Origin of the sequence: Pseudobutyrivibrio sp. MD2005 (genome assembly GCF_000621865.1) — a bacterium.
GTDB lineage: Bacteria > Bacillota > Clostridia > Lachnospirales > Lachnospiraceae > Pseudobutyrivibrio.
Genome location: NZ_JHXE01000014.1, coordinates 41,468 through 62,756 on the forward strand (window position 1 = coordinate 41,468; position 21,289 = coordinate 62,756).

Annotated in this window: 20 protein-coding genes; 5 read left to right on the top strand and 15 right to left on the bottom strand. The window is 38.9% G+C overall.

Translation table 11 applies throughout. The features are described from left to right. Positions 1-11: 11 nt before the first annotated feature. The 3 genes from rhaB to T498_RS0105915 are packed head-to-tail and all read right to left on the bottom strand — an operon-like array spanning position 12 to position 3,670. Positions 12-1,382, bottom strand: coding sequence for a rhamnulokinase (gene rhaB / locus T498_RS15065; RefSeq protein ID WP_036977949.1), 1,371 nt, complete (start codon positions 1,380-1,382; stop codon positions 12-14). 2 nt (positions 1,383-1,384) lie between these two features. Further along, on the bottom strand, positions 1,385-2,230 hold the full coding sequence (gene rhaD, locus T498_RS0105910) for a rhamnulose-1-phosphate aldolase (protein WP_028235113.1): 846 nt from the start codon (positions 2,228-2,230) through the stop codon (positions 1,385-1,387). A gap of 18 nt (positions 2,231-2,248) precedes the next feature. Further along, positions 2,249-3,670, bottom strand: a complete 1,422-nt coding sequence (locus T498_RS0105915) for an arabinose isomerase (protein WP_028235114.1) — start codon at positions 3,668-3,670, stop codon at positions 2,249-2,251. Between the two features lie 110 nt (positions 3,671-3,780). On the opposite strand from T498_RS0105915, the gene T498_RS0105920 reads away from it, so the two are divergent. After that, entirely contained in the window at positions 3,781-4,737 is a 957-nt protein-coding gene (locus T498_RS0105920) for an AraC family transcriptional regulator (protein WP_028235115.1), read from the top strand. Between the two features lie 3 nt (positions 4,738-4,740). Here the strand turns inward: T498_RS0105920 and T498_RS15070 are convergent, their stop codons facing one another. Next, a complete protein-coding gene (locus T498_RS15070; RefSeq protein WP_051524629.1) occupies positions 4,741-6,945 on the bottom strand; it encodes a family 78 glycoside hydrolase catalytic domain in 2,205 nt (734 codons plus the stop codon). Between the two features lie 179 nt (positions 6,946-7,124). Here T498_RS15070 and T498_RS15075 point away from each other — a divergent pair, with 179 nt between their 5' ends. Next, complete coding sequence (locus T498_RS15075; RefSeq protein ID WP_051524630.1) at positions 7,125-8,144, top strand: AraC family transcriptional regulator; 1,020 nt, start codon at positions 7,125-7,127, stop codon at positions 8,142-8,144. Between the two features lie 19 nt (positions 8,145-8,163). Continuing rightward, positions 8,164-9,069 (top strand): glycoside hydrolase family 43 protein, encoded by a 906-nt coding sequence (locus tag T498_RS0105935; protein ID WP_028235116.1) that lies wholly within the window; start codon positions 8,164-8,166, stop codon positions 9,067-9,069. Between the two features lie 331 nt (positions 9,070-9,400). Here the strand turns inward: T498_RS0105935 and T498_RS0105940 are convergent, their stop codons facing one another. Further along, entirely contained in the window at positions 9,401-10,024 is a 624-nt protein-coding gene (locus T498_RS0105940; RefSeq protein ID WP_028235117.1) for a hypothetical protein, read from the bottom strand. 111 nt (positions 10,025-10,135) lie between these two features. Continuing rightward, positions 10,136-10,444 carry a hypothetical protein gene (locus tag T498_RS0105945; protein WP_028235118.1) on the bottom strand — a complete coding sequence of 103 codons (309 nt, stop codon included), beginning with the start codon at positions 10,442-10,444 and terminating at the stop codon, positions 10,136-10,138. Between the two features lie 196 nt (positions 10,445-10,640). On the opposite strand from T498_RS0105945, the gene T498_RS0105950 reads away from it, so the two are divergent. Continuing rightward, on the top strand, positions 10,641-11,879 hold the full coding sequence (locus tag T498_RS0105950; protein WP_028235119.1) for a transglutaminase domain-containing protein: 1,239 nt from the start codon (positions 10,641-10,643) through the stop codon (positions 11,877-11,879). Positions 11,880-11,889: 10 nt separating this feature from the next. Here the strand turns inward: T498_RS0105950 and dhaK are convergent, their stop codons facing one another. The 9 genes from dhaK to T498_RS0105995 form a co-directional block, all read right to left on the bottom strand. Further along, the gene (gene dhaK / locus T498_RS0105955; RefSeq protein WP_028235120.1) at positions 11,890-12,885 is read right to left on the bottom strand and encodes a dihydroxyacetone kinase subunit DhaK; all 996 of its coding nucleotides are present in this window, start codon (positions 12,883-12,885) and stop codon (positions 11,890-11,892) included. A 13-nt stretch (positions 12,886-12,898) separates the two neighbouring features. Then, positions 12,899-13,291: a dihydroxyacetone kinase phosphoryl donor subunit DhaM gene (gene dhaM / locus T498_RS0105960; RefSeq protein ID WP_028235121.1), complete on the bottom strand. Its 393-nt coding sequence runs from the start codon at positions 13,289-13,291 to the stop codon at positions 12,899-12,901. A 30-nt stretch (positions 13,292-13,321) separates the two neighbouring features. Further along, the gene (gene dhaL / locus T498_RS0105965) at positions 13,322-13,936 is read right to left on the bottom strand and encodes a dihydroxyacetone kinase subunit DhaL (RefSeq protein WP_028235122.1); all 615 of its coding nucleotides are present in this window, start codon (positions 13,934-13,936) and stop codon (positions 13,322-13,324) included. 88 nt (positions 13,937-14,024) lie between these two features. Continuing rightward, entirely contained in the window at positions 14,025-15,002 is a 978-nt protein-coding gene (locus T498_RS0105970; RefSeq protein ID WP_036977951.1) for a substrate-binding domain-containing protein, read from the bottom strand. Next, positions 14,992-17,211: a fructose-specific PTS transporter subunit EIIC gene (locus tag T498_RS16170; protein ID WP_051524631.1), complete on the bottom strand. Its 2,220-nt coding sequence runs from the start codon at positions 17,209-17,211 to the stop codon at positions 14,992-14,994. The genes T498_RS0105970 and T498_RS16170 overlap by 11 nt, the downstream gene beginning before the upstream one ends. An 88-nt stretch (positions 17,212-17,299) precedes the next feature. Next, complete coding sequence (locus tag T498_RS0105980) at positions 17,300-18,193, bottom strand: glycoside hydrolase family 25 protein (RefSeq protein WP_242839210.1); 894 nt, start codon at positions 18,191-18,193, stop codon at positions 17,300-17,302. A 110-nt stretch (positions 18,194-18,303) separates the two neighbouring features. Further along, the gene (locus T498_RS0105985) at positions 18,304-18,582 is read right to left on the bottom strand and encodes an acylphosphatase (protein WP_028235125.1); all 279 of its coding nucleotides are present in this window, start codon (positions 18,580-18,582) and stop codon (positions 18,304-18,306) included. Between the two features lie 71 nt (positions 18,583-18,653). Then, on the bottom strand, positions 18,654-19,421 hold the full coding sequence (locus T498_RS0105990; RefSeq protein WP_242839211.1) for an alpha/beta fold hydrolase: 768 nt from the start codon (positions 19,419-19,421) through the stop codon (positions 18,654-18,656). 64 nt (positions 19,422-19,485) lie between these two features. Next, the gene (locus T498_RS0105995; RefSeq protein ID WP_028235127.1) at positions 19,486-20,202 is read right to left on the bottom strand and encodes a DUF554 domain-containing protein; all 717 of its coding nucleotides are present in this window, start codon (positions 20,200-20,202) and stop codon (positions 19,486-19,488) included. A 161-nt stretch (positions 20,203-20,363) separates the two neighbouring features. Here T498_RS0105995 and T498_RS0106000 point away from each other — a divergent pair, with 161 nt between their 5' ends. Then, a complete protein-coding gene (locus T498_RS0106000) occupies positions 20,364-21,284 on the top strand; it encodes a LysR family transcriptional regulator (RefSeq protein WP_028235128.1) in 921 nt (306 codons plus the stop codon). Positions 21,285-21,289 lie beyond the last annotated feature (5 nt).

Below are 21,289 nucleotides of genomic sequence, written 5' to 3' on the forward strand. Positions count from 1 at the left end.
ATTTACGATTCCTATTTAATTATCTGTCTATATGTTTTTAAGTCCGCCACCTCTGAAGCCGCTATCACCTGTGCACCAATATTGCCTAAAGCTGTTGCTTCTGCTGGCCCGGCGATAACCTTTTTTCCTGTGGTTTCAGCTGTCAATTTGTTGAGATAACCAGCTTTTGCCCCACCGCCTACGATGTTGATTGTAGGGAAGCTTTTACCTGTAATTGCCTCCACCTCTTCACAAGCTTTTCTATAACAAATAGCAAGTGAGACATAGATTACTTTTGCAAGCTCACCTGGAGTTTGGGGCACTTGCTGTCCGCTAGCTTTGCAGTAACTCTTTACTGCCTCTATCATAGATGCTGGTGCAAGAAAACATTCATCATTTGCATCAACTACTGAGTCAATATCTGCCTGCTCTGCCAAGTTACAAAGCTGGGCAAATGAATACTCCTGTCCTGCTGCAATCAGCTCATTTCTTACCGATTGAATCATCCAAAGTCCCATAATGTTTTTAAGGAAACGAAATCTGCCTTCATAGCCGCCTTCGTTAGTGAAATTAGCCTTCATTGCTTCTTTTGTGCAGATGGCCTGCTTGTTTTCACTGCCAAGAAGTGACCATGTTCCAGATGAAATATAAAGCACTTCATCAGATGTATTTGGAACAGCAAGCACTGCTGATGCTGTGTCGTGGGTAGGTGGCAATACCACTTTACAATCAAAGCCCACTTCTGTTTTTACAGCATCAGTAAAGCTGCCTATAAAAGTGCCAGGCTTATGGATTTGTTTGAATATGGATTTAGGAAAGCCTAGCATTTCTATCAAATCATAATCCCATTCCATTGACTCTGGGTTTAAAAGCTGTGTTGTACTGCAATTGGTATATTCGTTTGATTTCACTCCTGTAAGGAGATAATGAAGGTAGTCAGGCACCATAAGAAATGACTTGGCATTCTTAAAATATCCATCTCTTTTATCAGCCATCAGCTGATAAATTGTATTGAAGATTGCCTTTTGGATTCCTGTTCGCTCATATAACTTTTCTTCCGGAATTATTTTATAGACTTCTTCATCCATTCCTTTAGTTCTGTCATCTCGATAGCCAAAGCAAGGGCGGAGCACATTATCATTTTCATCAAGAAGTACATAGTCAACAGCCCAGGTATCAATACCCATAGATACAGGAATCTTCCCAAGCTCCTTACACTTTTTCAAGCCTATAATAATCTGCCTAAACAGCTCTTCTGTATCCCATCTTTTATGACCATCCACTTCTATCATTCCATTTGAAAATCTGTGGATTTCTTCTAATATCATTTCACCATCTTCAAGATGGGCAAGCATATGCCTGCCCGAAGATGCCCCAATATCAACCGCCAAATAATAATTCATAACTATCTTTCTCCAATTACATCACTCTTTTTCTCGTATAAGCAAGCTTCATTAATCTGCACGCCAAATGGTGCATTTAATGCTCTAAACTCATCAGGCTGGATTGTCTGACGCTTTTTATTTGTCATTGAAAGCACCTTTACCAGCACCTCTGCTGCCTTTTCAACTGTGTGCATAAGACCGAATGCAATATCAAAATCAGTTCCGCATACAAACATTCCATGATGAGCCCAAACAGCTACATCCTTAGTAGCCATAATCTCTGATGTTGCTACTGCAATGTCTCTTCCACCAGGAACCATCCAAGGAACTACACCAATACCTTGAGAGAATACGATTGGGCACTCTGTTGCCATCTCCCAGATTTCTCTTGTGAAAACCTCATCTTCAAGAGGGAGCACATATGTAAGGGCGATAACATTTGTTGGATGGCAGTGATATACTACGCGAATGTTCTCATCTCTCTTTTTGCAAACCTCAAGATTCATAAGATGTGATGGAAGCTCTGATGTTGGGCGGCCCCCATTCACAAATCCCCATACTATTCTGTACTTGCTTCCTGTTTCATCAACCTCAATGATTCCAATTGAATCAGTTGGATCTATGATTACATTTCTAAAATACTTTCCTGAGCCTGTAACAAGAAAATACTCACCGGCCAAATCCTTAACAGTTGTACCGATTTCCTTCCACTCACCTAGATTGAATTCTTCTTTTACACTCTCTACTTCCTCAGCCTTAATTCTATAAGAAAGATTTCCACCATTGCGCTCATGCCAGCCCTGCTGCCAGCCATCATCTGCCATTCTCATAAATCCTTCTACAAACTTTGCTTCTAAAACCTTCATTTTCTTTACTCCTTTTTATTACTGAACAACTACTTCAACTGGTACGTTGAAAATCTTTGCAACTTTTTTGATTGTCTCGATGTGATGTCCCACTGCTGCCCCAAAATGATGTGTAGGGCCAGTCTCGCTCCATCTTGTAACAAACTCTGCTGCGCTGCAACTGAATCTTGTACGCATCATAGTGTCTCCATTCTGAAGAATCTTTCCATCCTCATTCACGCCTTCTGCCACTACAAACTTGAAATGTCCTTCTCCATCTTGGGTAATACCAAGATATGTAATAGGACCTGTAGGTGGATAAAACTGTGTAAGATATCCACCACCTGTCTTGCCGTGGAACACATCCATCATCTTCATAGTAGGCTTTTTAGTCTGAGAGATTGCTGCATCTCCAGAACCAGAGTGTCCGATGAGGGTAACATCATCGTTAAAATCAATTGTGTACATCTCTGCAAGCTGGCCCGTACCAGAAATTGTCTTTAAGATACTCATTGCCATAGCAACCTTCATATCACCCTCAACCGCACAGGCTGTACCTTGCTTTATAAGCATTGAAAACGCTGGGATAAGAAGGCTGTCTACCTTACCAGCTATGCCTTTTGCAAATCCATCATAGTGAGATGCCACAAGCCCAAGCTGCTCGTCTTTAACCCACTGTTCGAAGGCTACTACGTACTTTGCCATCTCCCAAACTTTTTCTACATTCCCACCGCCAACGATATCGAATGTATCAAGGATATCTTCTGCCTTCGCCTTAATTACTGCCTCATCAGTAATGTCATCTGCGATAGCCCAAATCTTTTCCCAGTCGAACTGCTTTGTGTAAAGGCCCATGCGTCTATATAGATTTGACTCGTCAATATATAAATCCATCATGCCAGGATATGGTCTGCCAATCTGCGCAATATTTGTATCTCTGAAACGTCTACGACAGTTTGCTGCTTTGCACCACTCTTCAATCTCACGAGCAACATTTTCATCGCCGCCTTCCACTACACCTGTGATAACAGCACTTCTCTTTCCATAGCGATTAAGATCTGCAACCATTTCGCCAACTGCACCACAGGCATAAGCTTCACCAAGCCACTGGGCAGTTCCTGCTGTGTCATAATCAAGTGCCTTTAGCTTTTGCACATTCACAAGCACAACAGGCACATCCAAATCCTTTACAGCTGGAAGCATGTTGTAGCTTGTTGCGTATGTGAGAAGCTGCATGAATACAAGATCTACATCAGCTGCTCTGAATTTATCTCCCGCAGCCTGTGACTGCTCCTTTGTTGTGACAACACCTCCATCAATGATTTCCACTGTATCAGGAATGGAATTTTTAAAATTCTTATATTGTGATTCAAACTCTGGAACCAGAGATGGAAACTGTGGTAGGTATGCGCCTAAGGCAATAGAAAAAACACCCACTCTTGCTTTTGTATTTACTAACATTATTTGACCTCCTAGAACTTAATTTGTTCTTTTGATAATCTTATAATATAATGGTTTTTAGGCATTAACTAGAACAGTATATTTTATAAATTGGAACCTTATTTGACATTATGAGAAAAGATATTTTTGACCTATTAAATGGAATAACTGAAGAAGAGAAATCGATATTAAAAGGTGATGCTAGCATCCAAAAGGAACTATACACCTCTGAAGATGAATTTGTTGTGGATTCAGGCAAGCTCCTTGCTCAAGGCAAGCTTATCGATATCAGGCCTCACACCAGATTTGCATACTTCCCTACTCACAGACACAACTACATTGAAATGGTTTGCATGCTAAAGGGCGAGCTCACCACACACTTTGTTGAAGGAGAAACTGTAAGGCTTACTGCAGGAGATGTTCTTCTTTTAAACCGTCATGCCAGACATGACATTGAGCCTTGTAGTGAGAATGATTTAGCAATCAACTTTATTATCTTGCCTGAGTTTTTCTCCCGTACACAAATCTTTTACGATAGAAATGATATATTAAGAGATTTTATTGTTTCCTCTCTTTCCGATAGAAAGAATCATAATGATTATCTTCTGTATCACGCCCAAGGCTTGCTTACAGTTGAAAATCTTATCGAAAATCTAATATGGACTCTCACATATCACAAAAACGATATGAATACCATTGCTATGTCCACAATGGACTTGCTCCTTATGAATCTGTGTACACTATCCTCAGATACTTTGACAGATATGAGTCGTGGCAGCAACACAATCACCATACAGGCTTTGGAATACATTGATACCCACTTTGATAGAGGCACTTTAGAGGAACTGGCATCAATCACGGGCTACTCTACTGCCTACCTAAGCCGCCTGTTAAAGCAAAACACAGGCCTTAATTTCAAGCAGCTTTTGCAACAGCGACGTCTTCAGGAAGCAGCCTATCTTCTAGAAAACACTACTCTTACTACTGAAAAAATCATAAAAAAAATTGGCTACGAAAACTCTGCTTATTTCTACAGAATCTTCGAAGCCAAATATGGTTGTTCGCCTAAGGATTATCGCAACGGCTAATCCTTAGGGCTGGACAGTTATTTCCTTTGGAATAGTGTAGGTATACTGTGGCTTGCCATTAATTCTAGTGCCCTGCACTTTTATCTCCCCAAAAGGAGTCCTGTATGAGACTTGCAATTCATTCATCCCTTCCGGCATAAAAGGGTGTAGTGATATTTTCTTAAAACCAGGTTCTTTTATCTCTATTCCACCAATGCCATTATAGAACCACTCTGCAATGTGCCCCATCATATCGTGGCAATGGCTTCTAGGATTTGTCTCCCAATATTCACCAAGTGTTGTCTCCCCATCCAGAATAAATGCATAGTAGCTTGGATGTTCTTCTTTCGTGATGCAATCAGCAAGTAATTGATTCATTCCGTGCTTTGCTGCCGCTTGGATAACATAAGGAAGGCCCACCTCACCTGCAATAAGAGCGCCACTTTCTTCTATGTTCTTTCGCAAGCAGGTTGCTACATCCTCCACAGCATATTCCGGCACCATATTCCAGTATAGTGGTAATGCCTGGGTAGCCTGTGTTGTTACTATGCCTTCTTTTCTCTTTTCGTAATTACGATAACAGAATCTTCCATTTTCATCCTTGATCAAAAGCTTGCTGTTATAGTTTTCTTTTATAGTTTCAGCATATTTTATAAGATTCGCTTTGTCATCCTGGTATCCTAATTCTTCTGCAAACCATGCCAGCGTAATAGTATCGGCATATAAAAAGGCTGTCTCAATATTTTCTCTTGCGAAATCACCTTTAGGATTTCCCCAATCCCCAAGGCCATGATTAATAAAGCCCTCATCATTAACCTTAGTCTTGAGATGTTTTAGATATCTCATCCCAGCATCATAATTCTCTTTAATAATGTTCTCATCGCCATAAAAAAGATAATGCCATCTTGCTCCCAATATTATGGATGAGCCCCAGGCGATTATGTCATAAAAGCTGCCCATACCTGGCACTGGAAGCACATTTGGGATGTAGCAAGGAGCCTGAGAAGGCACAAGACCATCACCTGGATATATATCATTGCCATCAAAATCCTTGAAGACATCAGTTGCTTGATGCTGACAATCCCTCATGTCATGCAAAAATTTTCGCCAAAGTCTGCTGCCATCTTTCATATACATGATAGCAGCCCCCATCAGATGATTAGGCTCCTGCCACGCGAATCGCTCTATAGTTGGGCAATCGGTATGCACACTTAGCACATTTGCTTCAACAGTTTTTTCAATCATATCGTATATACGATTATATCTTTCATCATCACATTCAAAATATCCAGCCTGCTGCCAAGCGCTTGATATAGCATCTGCTTTAAATTCCAGTACCTCAGCATCTCCTTCTACTGCAAAATATCTTCCTGCAAAATAAGTAAATGCTTGTCTAACATCCTCTATCTCATTATCTTTCTGAAGCTTATAGGCAATGACATTATCAATCATCATCCAGTTTTTAGCCATTTGATCAGGGATGCCATTTTCATCAAGCTTTTCTGCCGACTTAAAAATTATCTCTTTGCCAGCTTTTCCCTTTACTTTTGCACGTAACATGCCAGAAATATTCTGACCAATATCGTATACACGTATCCCGTCTTTTTCATAACTCAGCGACACATCATATGTCTTTATTACCTTTATTGGCGGTTGCTCTATAGGTGTAAGGCGACCTTTTGGAATATCCTCATCTGATACCAGTTTCGCCTGCTCCCATACGCCATCATCATCCCCTATATACTCCGAACCATACACATTAGAATGCTTTATTCTGTGAGGTTTTATCTGCCAACTATCATCTGTAATAATGCATTCTACACTGCCATCTTCATACTCCACTTCAAGCTTCATTGTACAAAGCAGACATTTTCCAAACGGCTTATAGGGATTAGGATTTGGTGGCATAAACTCTGGAAAATGAAAGCTATAACCGTAGTCCATATCCCAAATGTACCATCCATTTCCAACCTCAATACTGAGCTCATGCTTTCCTTCTTGTAGCTGAGAGGTCACATCATATTCTTCAAACTGCACTGTCTTTCGATAATCAGTCCAGCCAGGTGCTAGTACAGAATCGGAAATCCTCTTGCCATCAATATAGAAATTAAATTGCCCCAGGCCAGTAACCGAAGCCATCGCAGCTTTAACCTTCCCACTAGGATTTATTGTCTTTCTTGCCACAAAGGGGCTATTTGAATTATTTGTAATCCATTTTCCTAATTTCATATTATTCCTCTATCGCTTTCATATTTTTCTAGCCTAAGAATATCAGCTTATTTCTTTTTATTCTTTTATGATATGAGACATAATTATTGGCAAAATCGGACATATATTTTACAAGTTATTGATATATAATTATTTGAAATATAATATTACACTTGTCATAAATTTTAGGAGATAGAATCATGATTCCTTTAAATCCAATAGAGCAAACTTTAAAAAATATTTGTGAAGCTCATCCCGAAATCTATCATTTGCATCATATAAATGAAGATGAATTTAACCGTGTATCAAAGGATATAGGCCTTGATTTAAAGGCATTATTAAAGTTGCCATTTGATAATGATTTATCCGAAGATGATTTCTTTGAATATGGGGAAAATGTATCATTACTCACCCACGCTAGATATCTTCCACCATTAATTCACAAGCATGCATTTTTTGAAATGGTTTATGTTAGAGAAGGTAGCTGCATTAATTTTCTAAATAATAGGGAATACAGCTTAGCAAAAGGTGACATATGTATTATTGCTCCAAACCACTCCCACGCTCTTTACGCATTATCAGATGATGTTAATGTAATCAATATACAAATGAGGACTAGCACCTTTGAAAGTGCCTTCTTTGATATTTTAAAGGATAGAGATATTCTTTCAGACTTTTTTATGCATGGGCTTCACAACATGTCAGGTAGTTCCTGCCTCACCTTTAGAACCGGCGACGACAAGATACTATATAACATTTCTGAAGCTATGTTTAATGAAGTCAAACATAACTACAGATACAGGGGAAAAATGTTAGATTCACTTCTAACTGCATTTTTGATTCATCTCCTTAGAGAACACGAAAAGGATATTGTGCTATCCCCTGAATCTACTGGCAAAAATGACGACAATCTAATACTGATGCTTCAATACATCCAAAGCAATTACGCTACTCTTTCATTAACCGAGCTTGCAAGATTCTTTGGATACAGCACAAGGCATATATCAAGATTGTTAAAGGAAAACACTGGAAAAAGCTATGCAGATATTATAAAAGATTTGCGGATGAAGAATGCTGCAAGGCTGCTAACAAATCCCAGCAACACTATTTCTTCTGTTATGGAAATAGTTGGATATACAGATACAAGCACTTTCTACAAAGCTTTTCACAACTACTATAATGATTCTCCTGCCAATTTTAGGAGCAAGCATGTAAATTAAACGAATGCGAGGTTTATTAATGAAACGAGAAGATATTAATATTAGAGACCCTTATGTACTTACCGATAACGGTAAATACTATCTTTATGGAACCAGAAGTGACACCTGCTGGGGCGAAGCTTACGGCTTCGACTGCTATGTTTCAGATGATTTAAAAGAATTTGACGGACCAATTGAAATCTTTAGTAGACCTAATGATTTCTTTGCAACTCAAAATTACTGGGCACCAGAATGTTATAAAGTAAATGGCGAATACTATTTAGTTACAACTTTAGGTGGAGATAATTTCAAAAAAGGCATTTATGTACTAAAATCTACAAGTCCTACTGGACCTTTCTTCCTCTATTCTGAAAGACTAAGCCCTAAAAACTGGACATGCATAGATGGCACACTCTATTTCGATAACAATAAAATATATCTCATCTTCTCTCACTCCTTTGAGGATGCAATTGATGGAACAGGAAACGGAGATGGCGATTTTTGTATTCAGGAATTATCTACTGATTTAAAAAAAGCCATTTCTGCTCCTAAAATACTCTTTTCTCCAAAGGATGCAGCCTGGGCAAAGCCCGTCCCTTTTGCAAAGGAAGAGTTTGGAATTGATGGTGATTGCTATTTCAGCGATGGTCCAAGCCTTATCTTAGGATGCGATGGAACACTTTACATGATCATCTCCAGCTGGAGTAATTTTGGCTACGCAGTCGGCTTGGCTATCTCTGAATCCGGCAAAGTATGCGGCCCATGGAACTTATTAGACAAGCCACTTTTCCCAGAAAATGGCGGCCACGGCATGTTCTTTAGAGATGCGCAAGGCAATCTTCTCTTTACTCTGCATTTCCCTAACGATAAATACGCAGAGCGACCTCACTTTTGGCATATAAAAGAGCAAGACAAACGCCTTGCTCTAGGTGATGAAATAATTTAACTTTTATGCAATTCATTTTACACTAGGCTTTACCACTGTATTTATTGCTATCACCTTTTACAGTGGTAATTCTAGCCGGACTTTACCACTCTTTTGTTGATATCGCATTTTGCAGTGGTAATTCTAGCTGGGTTTTACCACTCTTTTATTACTAGCGCTTTTTGCAGTGGTAATTCTAGCTGGTTTTTACCACTCTTTCGTAATTGATACCAAAAATGTAGGACTAATACCCAATTGACCATCTGCGATTAGTATTATTAATATCTGATAAACAAAAGGTACAATTCCATTCAGTATATATAATAAGCAAACATATTTTAATCAATTTACACTATGCAGGCGAATCAAATGTGGGCATAGAATCCACTATCTCCTGCAGTGGTGACCAGCTCATAGGATCAAAATCGTCTTCTTCACCAGCTTCCACCGAATCGCCTTCCTGCTTATTATCCTTGGATGCCTTTTTCTCATCACATGCTTCCTCAGATTCTGAAGGAAGCATGCTGTATGCATCAGAGTTTTTGAATTCTTTAACTACTTCATTTAATGCGGCAATAATAAACTCTTTGTATGGATCCTTGTCGGAAATGCTTCCCATGGAAAACATGATAATATCATTTACTTCTTCTTTTGACGATGCGGACTTCAATTGACTTTCCAATGCATCAGCCATTCTTCTAATTCTTAGATACTGTAAATATAGCTCTGGATTGTGCTCCTTTAAATAGGTAGTCTCCTTTGATGACAGCTTCTTTCCTCTTTTAATTTTGGCCATAATCTTTGTCATCATCTTTTCGTCATTTTCGCCTTTGTCTTTCTCAGATTCCTGAGTCTTCAGCCTGATAGTTTCTGCAATATCAGCTCCCACACGTGACAAATCTTTACCCTTATCATTTGTAACACCAAACTGTATAGACTCAAGCTTAATCCCCGAGTTCACAAGAATTTTATCCACTAATATAACACATCCCTTCAACGCAAAAAGGTATCAATGGAAACTCAATCCATTGATACCTTTAAAATCCTTTTAACCTACATAAAATATATCGGCTTTATTACGGCAACATTAACAACCCACTTTACCATTTTTATGATCTTCAATAGAACAAGATGCACTGCCATCATATTCTACTAAGCCTGCGTCTGCAGGGTCTAGGCTAATTCTTCCATCTTCAAATACAAAACAAGGGATGCCGATATCTCCTATCTCTTTTGAATGATCAAACTCTGAGCGGTTATCTCTTAAATCCATGAATTCATGCATATTCTGAACATGTTCTCCAATATCTATATATTTATATTCATTCTTGCCAGCTATCTGTGGTTGTAAAAAATCACAATAAGGACATGTATGCATTCCATATATTTTTATCATCAAACTTTACCTCTCTTTCTATAGTAATTGCATCTTATATAATTGTACACAACTATTATATTATATAAAACTAATTTATTCCATCCCAAATCTGAATCTTTAGTGAAGGTTGTCTGAATCCTAACTCCAAACTGATGAAATCAGTTAAAGGGCACCATATAATGACCTTATCAAATGTAATCAGTGTGAGGTGTATATGAAAAGAAAGCATAGGCTTCAAGCATTCTTAAAGGGAATCATAATTTCATTTGCGATAGTGATGGCAGTTGAGGGAATAATTCTATTTGCACTGCCTGCTATTGGCATTGATGTAAATGACACTATTTCATACGTCAATGAATCAATCAGTGCCGCAAAAGGGCTAATCGCAAATCCAAAAACTGAAATCGATAAAACCCAAACCAGCGACAGGCACAAGCTTACCGGTGGACCTATGGAAGGTACCGGCGCACCACAGGAATCTAGCAGCTTATCCTCACCTGTAAACACAGGTGAAGACTATACCTTCGACACCGAAATATACCCATATCGTGCTCTTTTATCAAGCGACCAACAGGCGGTATACAATCAAATATACGCAAATGCACTTGAATACAACACCGAAACTTTCACCATAGTTAATAGCCTCACTGAGTCTGAGCTAAGTGACACTATGAACTCAGTTTTCAACGACCATCCAGAACTATTCTGGTTAAATACATCTTACAAATATGGTTATGATAAATCTAACAAAGTAGTTCAAGTGCAACTAAGCTTTGGTGTTTCACAGAGTCAGCTTGAGGAGGCAAAATCCAATTTTAATAATGTGGTTGATACTATCGCAGCCGCAGCTAGCAGCTATTCTTCGGATATTGAAAAAGAATTGTATATACATGATGCCATTTGTGAACTAACTACCTACGATTCTAATGCCTCGTTAAATCAGAGCGCTTACTCTGCTCTCGTTAGCGGGTCTACTGTTTGTGCGGGCTATGCCAGAGCTTTTCAGCTAATTTGCCAACAGTCCGGCTTAACTTGCTACTATCTCACTGGTACAGCTTCTGGTGGCGATCATGCCTGGAATATAGTTTCTATCGATGGTGATTTTTACAACGTAGATTTAACCTGGGATGATTCCATTTCAGAAAGCTACGGCTCATCCGTATATACGTATTTTAATTTGACTGATGCTGATATGTCAGATGACCATACTAGATCTGAGTTAGCCTCACAGCTCCCAAGCTGTACAGCCACAACCATGAGCTATGAAAACGTATATGGCTCGACAATCGAAAAAGATGATATTGAAAATAATGGTGGACAAATTACAGATGGTAATTTCAGAATAGAAGAACCTAAAGAACCTGTCACTCATTGGCAAAATAAGGAGCCTCTGCAACCAGAGGCTCCAATACAAGTCCAACCTGATGGTGGATTTCCACCGCAGATGCCTTAAGTTTTTAATATTAAACCTGTACAAATGCAGGTGTATCAGCAGGTGCTGCAAGAAGTTTCTTTAGCTCATCATCAACTTTGAGAAGCGTGATAGAAAATCCTTCCATATCAAGGGATGTCATATAGTTGCCTACAAGTGTCTTTGCAACCTTGATTCCCTTGCCATCAAGCACTTCCTTAATATGTTTATTAGCTACAAATAGCTCCATGAGAGGTGTGCCACCCATGCCATTAACCATTACAGCAACTTCATCCCCTGAGCCGTAGATGCCCTCAGCAAAAATCTTATCCAAAAGCTTATCAGCGATATCATTAACTGAGCTAATCTTCTCACGATTAACGCCTGGCTCACCATGGATACCGATACCGATTTCAATCTCATCCTCAGCTAAATCAAAGCTAGGCTTGCCTGCTGCTGGAACGGTACATGCATCAATTGCCATACCCATTGAGCGAACGTTTTCTATTACCTTTTCTGCCACACGTTTTACATCTGCAAGTGAGCCACCTGCCTCTGCACATGCTCCGGCAATCTTATGAACAAAAATTGTTCCTGCGATTCCTCTACGGCCTGTTGTCCAAGTACTGTTTTCTACAGCAACATCATCAGCAGTAATAACCTGCTCTACTTCGATTCCCTCGTCCCTGGCCATATCTGCAGCCATCTCAAAGTTCATAACATCTCCAGTGTAATTCTTGATTACAAGAAGAACGCCTTTGCCGCCATCAGCAGCCTTGATTGCTTCATAAACCTGGTCTGGAGTTGGTGATGTGAACACTGCACCAGCGATTGCTCCATCAAGCATACCTTTGCCTACATATCCCCCATGTGCAGGCTCGTGGCCGCTTCCACCACCAGATACCAAAGCAACCTTTCCTTCAGAACCGTCGGCTCTAACTAATACGTCAAAACCATCCAGTCTCTTAACATACTGTGGGTATGCCGCTACCATTCCGTCCAGCATCTCGTCGACAATGTTGTCCACTCCGTTAATTAGTTTTTTCATAAAAATCCTCCTCCTAAAGTATTTTCTTGGCGCCTCGACAATCCTCAGCTGCTTTAATGACAGCTTCAATATCACTGCCAACCATTGCGCTGACTGCCGCTGCGATAGTACCTTCTACAAGTGGTGCATCTGCAAATTTTACATTTATATCCTCTTCCTCTAGCAACTCGATAGCTGTTTCAGCACTCATAACTCCGCTTCCTATATCTGCTAAAACTACTACGCCGTCCCCATCATTTGCCTGACGAATCGCTTCGGATATACGAATTGCATCTGTACCGATAGCACCATCTTCCATTCCACCTGCACTTATTATCCCCTTGTGTGTAGGTGCAATTTCCGCTGTCAAATCCTTTAATCCCTCAGTGATTTTCACACTATGGGAAACCAATACTAACCCTACCATAGTTATTCCCCCTCGTTTTGACAGAAGTTATTACAGAAAATCTCTGATTGTTTCCAGTGTCATGGTAAGCGATGTTGCCCCTGGATCCTGATGGCCGATGCTTCTATCTCCCAAATAGCTTGCACGGCCCTTAGTAGCAGCGATAGTTTTGGTAAATTCAATACCCTCGTTAGCGGCTACGCAGGCTGCATCAAGTGCTTCTTTTAGACTTGCTCCCCCAGCAAGCTTCTCAGAAAAAGCATCCTTTGCAGGAATAAGCGAATCCAGCATTGTTTTTTCGCCCTTTTCTGCCTTACCACGCTTTTGGATTCCAGCAATTGCAGCATCTAAAGCTGCACCAAAGTCTTCCCCATTGACTTCAGTTTTGCCAGCGAACACCTTTGCTGCCTCCATGTATGCTGTGCCGTAAAGTGGGCCTGATGCTCCACCTACTGTCGAAAGCAGTGTCATGCCTGTTTTCTTAAGGGCTGCTCCGATGTCAGGATTATCCTGATCCACCTTTTCGATGACTGCCTGAAAGCCTCTAGCCATGTTGACGCCGTGGTCAGCATCACCAATCTCTCGATCCAAATCAGTGAGAAAATCCTTATTTTCAATGATTTTCTCCCCAATAGCCTTCAAGCAATCGTAGATTCTTGTAGACATAATTATCCCCCTCCTATTATATTTTGATACCAATAATTATAGCACTCGCCTATCCTATTAACAATAAATGTGAAGTATTGTCTAATATCTACAGCCAATCAGTCACTCCATAGTAATCAATGTTATCTTTTGAAATCAAAAAGGTTTCTATGCTGTTATATTCTTCAACTTCTTCTCCATCTAGGATTTTATACATGACCTCTACACTTTTTTGAGCAATACGTTTTGGTGACTGGGCTCCTGTACCCTCAACTAAAGATGATTTATCTGCAATCTTCTCTCTCATATCCAACGAGCCATCAACGCCATACACCATAATGTCAGTTAATCCTGCTTCCTCCACCGCAGCCAAGGCGCCCAATGCTGTAGGATCATTTTCTCCAAAGACCGCAACAATATCACTATTCTGTGATAAAATGATTTCCATTTGCTCTTTAGCTTTCTCTTTTTCTCCATCGCAATCATGTTGAGCATATATCTTAAATTTCCCAGGTTGTATAGCAGCCAGAAATCCATTCACTCTATCAGTTGAAGATAGTGCATTAATAGAATCTAAGATAACAATATCCCCACCTTCACGACATTTTTCCAATAAGTCTTTTCCAACCACAAAGCCAGCATTGTAATTATCAGATCCAACATATGCGTTCAAGTAGGACATGTCCTCGATTTCTGCATCAAATCCAACAATCGGGATTCCCTCTTCACTAACCTCTCCAAGTGAATCAACAATTTTATTAGAGTCCACAGGATTCAAAAAGATACCGTCTACATCATCATCTATCATTTGTTTAATGACACTTGCTTGTTTAGAAATGTCATTTCCAGTTTCATAAACAATAAGCTCATCTCCATTTTCTTCAATCCTTGACTTCATCTCATTGATGATGGCTTCAAAATAAGGATTAGATTCGTCCATACATGTAATAGCAAAAACTTTGCTGGACGATTCTTCCTGTGTACCACTCTTGTATAGCTTTTTGTTAGATTTAACCCCACATCCCCCAATCAAACAGACAAATATGAGCAGCATAACCATTATTGTTTTCGCTGGTCTATTCCTCATCTTCATCTACCTCCTGCTCATTCTTAGCTGGTTTTAATATTCCTAAAATTAAAGCTGTGAGTAAACTTCCTGCCAAAAGAGAAACAAAGTAAAGAGGAGCTTTTTCAACTATAAAGAATACAAATATGCCTCCGTGGGTTGCCATTAATTTGCAACCGAACAACTCTGACAAAAATCCAGCAAAAGCAGCTCCTAATGCGCAAGCTGGAACTACTTTTAGAAAATCTGAAATTAAATACGGCAAAACAGCCTCTGTTATAAAAGATAGTCCCATCAATAATGTGACTCCGCCGCGGCGTCTTTCAGTCCTATCAAATTTGCTTTTAAAAAGAAATGTTGCCAATGCCACTCCACATGGTGGGACCATTCCACCAACCATAGTAGCTGCCATAATATCATAGCTTTGATTCTCAAGAGAATTGATTGCAAAATTATAAGCCGCTTTATTAAACGGTCCACCCATATCAACACCCATCATAGCTCCAATTACTGCTCCAAGCTGAGTATGACCTCTAGTCTCTACCTCTTCAAGCAGGGCAAAAAATGCATGATTAATCTGACTTGATGCAGGTTCAATAATGTAAGACATAAGAATATTCATAAGTATTAAGCTAACTACAGGGTATACTATTATTGTTGCATATGCTCTAACAGCTGGCGAAATCTCCTTCACCAGGTTTTTCATCATTTTTACTCCATATCCAGCAATAAGCCCTGCCAAGAATGCGCCTAAAAATCCAGCAGTTGAATTAGCTGAAACATATCCACCCATAAATCCTGCCATAAAGGCTTCGTAGCCACCTAAATAAAATGCTATAAAAGCTGCGAAAATAGGCAATAAAAGGGCAAATGTTGCATCACCTATATTTTTGAAAGATTCAGCTAAAGCTGTAATTGATCCAAAACTAGAGATTTCCTTGACATCAAGTGTGTTAATATCAACCGATGCTCCGTCAACCAAAAATGAAACGGCAATAAGTATTCCGCCACCTATCGCAAAAGGCAGCATGTGATTAACTCCAAACACAAGTGCATCTAATATTTCTTGTCCCTTAGTGGTGTAGACCTTATCATTATTGTTGGTCTTTCTAGAATGCGACTTGTATTTAAGCAGGTCTGATTCATCTATATTTATAGTCTTATCTTCTTTTTCTAACTGCCTAAAATCGCCTTCGTTAGAATCCTTTCTCTCATTCTCACAATCTTCCGAATAAATATCTTCATAAATGTTAAGCTGATTTCTACCATTTTCCTTGGAAACATATAGCGCCTTGTCAGCCCTCTCCATATTGTATGTGATATTAGTATTTTCACCTATAATGCAAGAACCCATACTAAGAGTGATATTAAAGCCATCGAGAAGCTTCTCCTTTGCAGTATCACAAATAAGCTTCCTAAGTCTATCGTAAATAGCACAATAGCTTTTCCTGCTACCATCAGAAGTATATATACCAATAAACTCGTCTCCACCCCATCTGCCTATAATACATTCATTGCCATCTAATTCTTGTAAAAGATTGCCCACCATGGCTAGAGCTAAATCACCTACCACATGTCCTTTTGTGTCATTTATTGTTTTGAACTTATCTATATCAATCATGAAAAGTACAGCGTGCCTTGCAGCCCCTTGACTAACCAAAGCATCATAGCGACCTAAAAAATTCTTTCTATTGGATAGTCCCGTCACTTCATCTATAGTAGCAAGCCTGATAATTTGACTTCTGAAGTGCTGCATAAATGAATTTACTATCAAAATAATAATCAGAAATAGAGTACCAACCAACACGTCGATTGCCACTATCATTGTATTAGAATATGTTTTTGCCTTTGTCTTATCTGCAGTCACATATAGCGTATATTCGCTATCTTCAAGTATTTTCTCATAATTCAGCTGATTTTCTTCGAGAACATCGTCAGTATAAAATGAATAACAGATATTACCATTCTTGTCCTTCAAGATAATGTTTAGATTGTATCGAATCCTATATTCACTTAGAATCTCATCCCAACCCTCAGTTTTAGAGACATTCAAATAGTGAACCATCTTGTTAACACTATCATCAATAATTTCTCTATATTGTCTATCCTGTGTAGTAACAAGCATAGTTGTAGTTATAAAAATACATGCAAAAAAGGTAATAACTAAGATAATATCAAGAATAATTAACCTGTAATTGTTAAATCTATCAGAAGTTTTTTTATCAGCCATAATATACTTTTATATCCTTTATATAAAATATTCGGACACATTGTGGCAATTCACACCATCCAAGCATATTATATACTCAAGTTATGAATTAATGGTGATTTTTTCCATCACTTGTATATATCCATATATCCAAATCCACTTCTCCTTCAATGCCATCAACAGTGCTGGTGTTAGAATACTGCCAACACTGAAAATTATAAGGAGTCTGTGGTACTGGCTCATAATCCGCATACCAAACTGGATATTCTGTAAGCTGTGACAAGTCAAGTTCAAATGCCTCCCACAGCATGTTTGCATATATCATAGGCTGATAGCCATTTTCAGATATTTTTTCGCAAAACACCTTGGTGTTTTTTGTAAACTGTTCACCTGTTACATTATCAGTCCTTGCTTCATCATCTAAAATGCTCTCTGGATCATAAACAACAGGTAAATCTAACTCTCTTCCATCGAGTATATTTAATACAAACTCAGCCTCTTCCTTTGCCTCATCTTCATTTATAGCCTGAGCAAAAAAGTAAACACCCACCTGCAAGCCCGCTTCCCTGGCCTGAGTATAGTAAGTTTCAAACATCTTGTCGGCATTTAAAGAACCAGTCTGACCATAGCCTCTATAGCCAATTCGCAAGATTGCGAAATCAAATCCAGCCTCCTTGACCTTGTTCCAATCTATGTCTCCCTGATGATGTGATACGTCCACTCCAAGCATGTAATCTGAATCAGCAAACTTTACTTTTTGCCCATCAAAAGAGAATGCCTTGCTATCATATTCGTTAGCAGGCACATCTGGGTTTATTATTGTTTCGTATTCTTCTCCGAAAACATCCCTAAACACAAGGGACTCCTCCGATTTTTCTTCCTCAGCTTCAGCTACATTAGCTTCCTCCACCAATGCATCTGACCCCAAATCATCCTTTTTTGCACCGCAGCTCATAAGTGTTAAAGCTGCCAGTAAAAAGATGATTTTTACACTCCCCTTCATCTACATTACTCCTCTATATTATTAAATATTCCAGCCTATCTATAATCGTTCCAAGCCGCATTATAGCTTTCTGCAGCTTGCTTATCTATTATCTGCTAGCGATTGCTTTATCAATACTTCACTATAAAGCCTCGCTCATCATCTTCCACTGGGATTTTTTCTTTTTTCAGGTCATGAATTGCGATGAATCTATCTGAAGCAAGTGATTTTAAAAACATATAAATCTCCTGCTCCGAACCCTGAACTTCCACAGTAACCGAGCCATCATATTCATTTCTCACATATCCTGTGAGGCGATATTGATCTGCGATATAATTCGCCTTATATCTAAAACCAACACCTTGCACACGACCGCTAAAAACCATGTGATATCTAACTAATTCTTTCATTTATTATCCTCAATACAGGTAAAAAATATCTTAGATTATTTTATCAAAGCTATGGACAATATGCTACAAGACTATTTACTTACACCTAAAATAACATCGATGGCGTTTAGTACAGGAATTGCGTACTCCCTGCTGCCAAACAACCACTGCTCATGCTGCATATCAAACTCACGAATATCCGGATTATGGAAATACTTTTTATATCGCTTCAAATACTTCTCACCCATTTTATTGGCATAGATAAAATGCGCTGTTGTATTCTCCACATTTATGTCATCCTCTAGATGAGTCAAAAGATCTGTATAATACTCATTCCTTATAGATTCCGGGCTGAACTTTGAAAAGCATTTCATGAAGCGCTCGGCATTTTCATCATCCATTAGAAAGAACTTTTTTAATAATTCTTTTGTCCTTTTTTGTTTCTTTTCATTTTTAGTAAAACTTGTAAGAAGCGGCACCACAAGTGCTGCCTGTAGCTTCGCAGCCAGCTTCCCACTCTGATCCAAGTCAGGGCTTCCAAAGATTGCATGGTCCACATGCACTTTCTGTCTTTGAACCAGTTGTCCTACAAAACTAGAGCCTAATGATGAACCAATAGCACCATCAATTCTTCCACCATGATTTTCTGTAATATAGCTCTCTATCTTTTCCGTAACAGAAAGCATATCTGTAAAGATTGAATCCCCACCATCAAACCCATCATAATTTACACAAATCAAATGATACTTTTCAGCCAAATCATCAATAACTGTTCCAAAATTAGTCTGCCAATCACAACATGTCCCCGGCAACAACATCAGTGTTTTTCCAGATATGTTTCCCATCTCTTCGTAAGTCATAGTTTTTCTCCTAGCATTATATATTAAGTAAATTTTCATACCTGTTATATAATACTACTTCACGTTAGAGAATGCTAACCCATAATGCACTAATAGGCATAACAATTATCATAGATGGAATCATATCTGCCACCGGAAACATCTTTACTTTTATCATTCTAAAACCTGTAGCAAGCATGATGAACCCGCCGCAAGCCTTAAAATCTGCTATCATTATTTCATTTGTAGCAGGATAGATTATTCCTGCCAATAAAAACAGCAAGAAAAATATTACAAACTGTGGAACAGCAACTATGCAAACTACTGCCCCAAGTGTGCAAGCAAAAATCACTCCTGTAAACATATCTAATATTGATTTTGCAATAAGAATACTATGGTCCCCTGTCATACCTGATACAATGGAGCCATATATACCTGTACCAGAAGCGCAAAATAAAACTATGCAAGTCACCAGCGTTGCAATGAATTCTTCCTGAGCCCCAGTGCTTCTGTCATCCTTCATCAGCTTGCTTATTACCTTCTGCATTCCCTGAGCAACCATATTAATTCTGTCTCCCAAGTGCAGTACCAGGCCTATAGCTGTCCCAATTATTACGGAAAAAATTACAGCCGGCATGTTTTGCATAAGCACAATTGTACTTATGCCCATTCCCATAGAGCACAAACCTAGAATCAGATTAAGTTTTTCTTTAAAATCCATTGAAAGCTTATTACCTGCCAAAGCACCAATTGCCCCTCCGCTCACAACAGACAATACATTTACAATTACACCAATCGGCATTTTCTCATCCTCTTTTCTATTTTTTTCTTCCTAAAAAACTTCCATTCTGTAGATTATAAAATGTCTGGAATTTCTGCTACAATTCAACTTTGATTACTATTAAGTCGCACTTGGACTTAGTTTTGTGATAGTATAAATGTAGGTTTTATGGAGGTTTTTATATGAATACTGAATACATACATGAATTCGTAGTTTTAGCCGAAACAAAAAACTTTTGGGAAGCGTCCGAAAGACTATTTATGAATCAATCTACTCTTTCCAAGCATATCAAATCACTTGAAGCTGAGCTGGGTGTAGCACTTTTTACCCGCACCACCAGGCGTGTTGAATTGACCAACTATGGGCGGACTTATTTGCCTTACGCTAAAGCAATTTCCAGTTCTGAATATGCAGGTTTGACCGCCATTAAGAGATTGCAAAATATTGAAAATGGTTTACTTTCAATCGGATCTATTCCATCTATGCCTCAATATGGTATTACCTATCTGTTGGCACAGTTTCAGAAAAAATATCCTGATGCCTCTATCAGAATCACAGAAGACGATCCAATCAATTTAAAAGAATACTTATCCAATAAAAGCTGTGAAATAATCATTACCCGAGAGACAATCAATGACTTGGGAAACACCACTGAATCGGATCAGAATATTGTACGAATACCTTATCTTCAGGATCATTTAGCAATCTTATTACCTAAAGCCCACCCTCTTGCAAAAGAGAAAGAATTAACTTTGCTGCAGCTGAAAGACGAAAAATTCTGCCTAATAAAAGAAGGCTCACTAATGTATGAAATCAGCACAGATGCCTGCAGACGCGCCGGCTTTATCCCAAATGTAATCTTTACAAGCCACCGCATCGATTCAATTATCGATATGGTTTCAAATCAAAACTGTATCGCGCTTCTCATGGATAGACACTTACAAAAGCCTCAAAATGCACCAGCTTCCATGACTCAAGATGCACCATGGACACTGATTCCTGTCTCTCCTGAAATAAAAACGCAAATCTCTATCTGCTATAACAGCAATGAGCCGCTCTCAAAAGCAGCTAAACAGTTTTTGAATTTCTGTACATCAAATTAGTTTAA

Bases quoted from the DNA above. Each gene is read 5' to 3' on its own strand.
- T498_RS0105980 (WP_242839210.1), bottom strand. From the start codon at position 18,193: ATGAAGGGGAGTGTAAAAATCATCTTTTTACTGGCAGCTTTAACACTT.
- T498_RS0105920 (WP_028235115.1), top strand. From the start codon at position 3,781: ATGAGAAAAGATATTTTTGACCTATTAAATGGAATAACTGAAGAAGAG.
- dhaL (WP_028235122.1), bottom strand. From the start codon at position 13,936: ATGTCTACAAGAATCTACGATTGCTTGAAGGCTATTGGGGAGAAAATC.
- T498_RS0105950 (WP_028235119.1), top strand. From the start codon at position 10,641: ATGAAAAGAAAGCATAGGCTTCAAGCATTCTTAAAGGGAATCATAATT.
- T498_RS15070 (WP_051524629.1), bottom strand. From the start codon at position 6,945: ATGAAATTAGGAAAATGGATTACAAATAATTCAAATAGCCCCTTTGTG.
- T498_RS0105970 (WP_036977951.1), bottom strand. From the start codon at position 15,002: ATGAGGAATAGACCAGCGAAAACAATAATGGTTATGCTGCTCATATTT.
- T498_RS0106000 (WP_028235128.1), top strand. From the start codon at position 20,364: ATGAATACTGAATACATACATGAATTCGTAGTTTTAGCCGAAACAAAA.
- dhaM (WP_028235121.1), bottom strand. From the start codon at position 13,291: ATGGTAGGGTTAGTATTGGTTTCCCATAGTGTGAAAATCACTGAGGGA.
- T498_RS0105915 (WP_028235114.1), bottom strand. From the start codon at position 3,670: ATGTTAGTAAATACAAAAGCAAGAGTGGGTGTTTTTTCTATTGCCTTA.
- T498_RS0105990 (WP_242839211.1), bottom strand. From the start codon at position 19,421: ATGACTTACGAAGAGATGGGAAACATATCTGGAAAAACACTGATGTTG.
- T498_RS0105995 (WP_028235127.1), bottom strand. From the start codon at position 20,202: ATGCCGATTGGTGTAATTGTAAATGTATTGTCTGTTGTGAGCGGAGGG.
- dhaK (WP_028235120.1), bottom strand. From the start codon at position 12,885: ATGAAAAAACTAATTAACGGAGTGGACAACATTGTCGACGAGATGCTG.
- T498_RS16170 (WP_051524631.1), bottom strand. From the start codon at position 17,211: ATGGCTGATAAAAAAACTTCTGATAGATTTAACAATTACAGGTTAATT.
- rhaB (WP_036977949.1), bottom strand. From the start codon at position 1,382: ATGAATTATTATTTGGCGGTTGATATTGGGGCATCTTCGGGCAGGCAT.
- T498_RS0105985 (WP_028235125.1), bottom strand. From the start codon at position 18,582: ATGAAAGAATTAGTTAGATATCACATGGTTTTTAGCGGTCGTGTGCAA.
- T498_RS0105935 (WP_028235116.1), top strand. From the start codon at position 8,164: ATGAAACGAGAAGATATTAATATTAGAGACCCTTATGTACTTACCGAT.
- T498_RS0105945 (WP_028235118.1), bottom strand. From the start codon at position 10,444: ATGATAAAAATATATGGAATGCATACATGTCCTTATTGTGATTTTTTA.
- T498_RS15075 (WP_051524630.1), top strand. From the start codon at position 7,125: ATGATTCCTTTAAATCCAATAGAGCAAACTTTAAAAAATATTTGTGAA.
- rhaD (WP_028235113.1), bottom strand. From the start codon at position 2,230: ATGAAGGTTTTAGAAGCAAAGTTTGTAGAAGGATTTATGAGAATGGCA.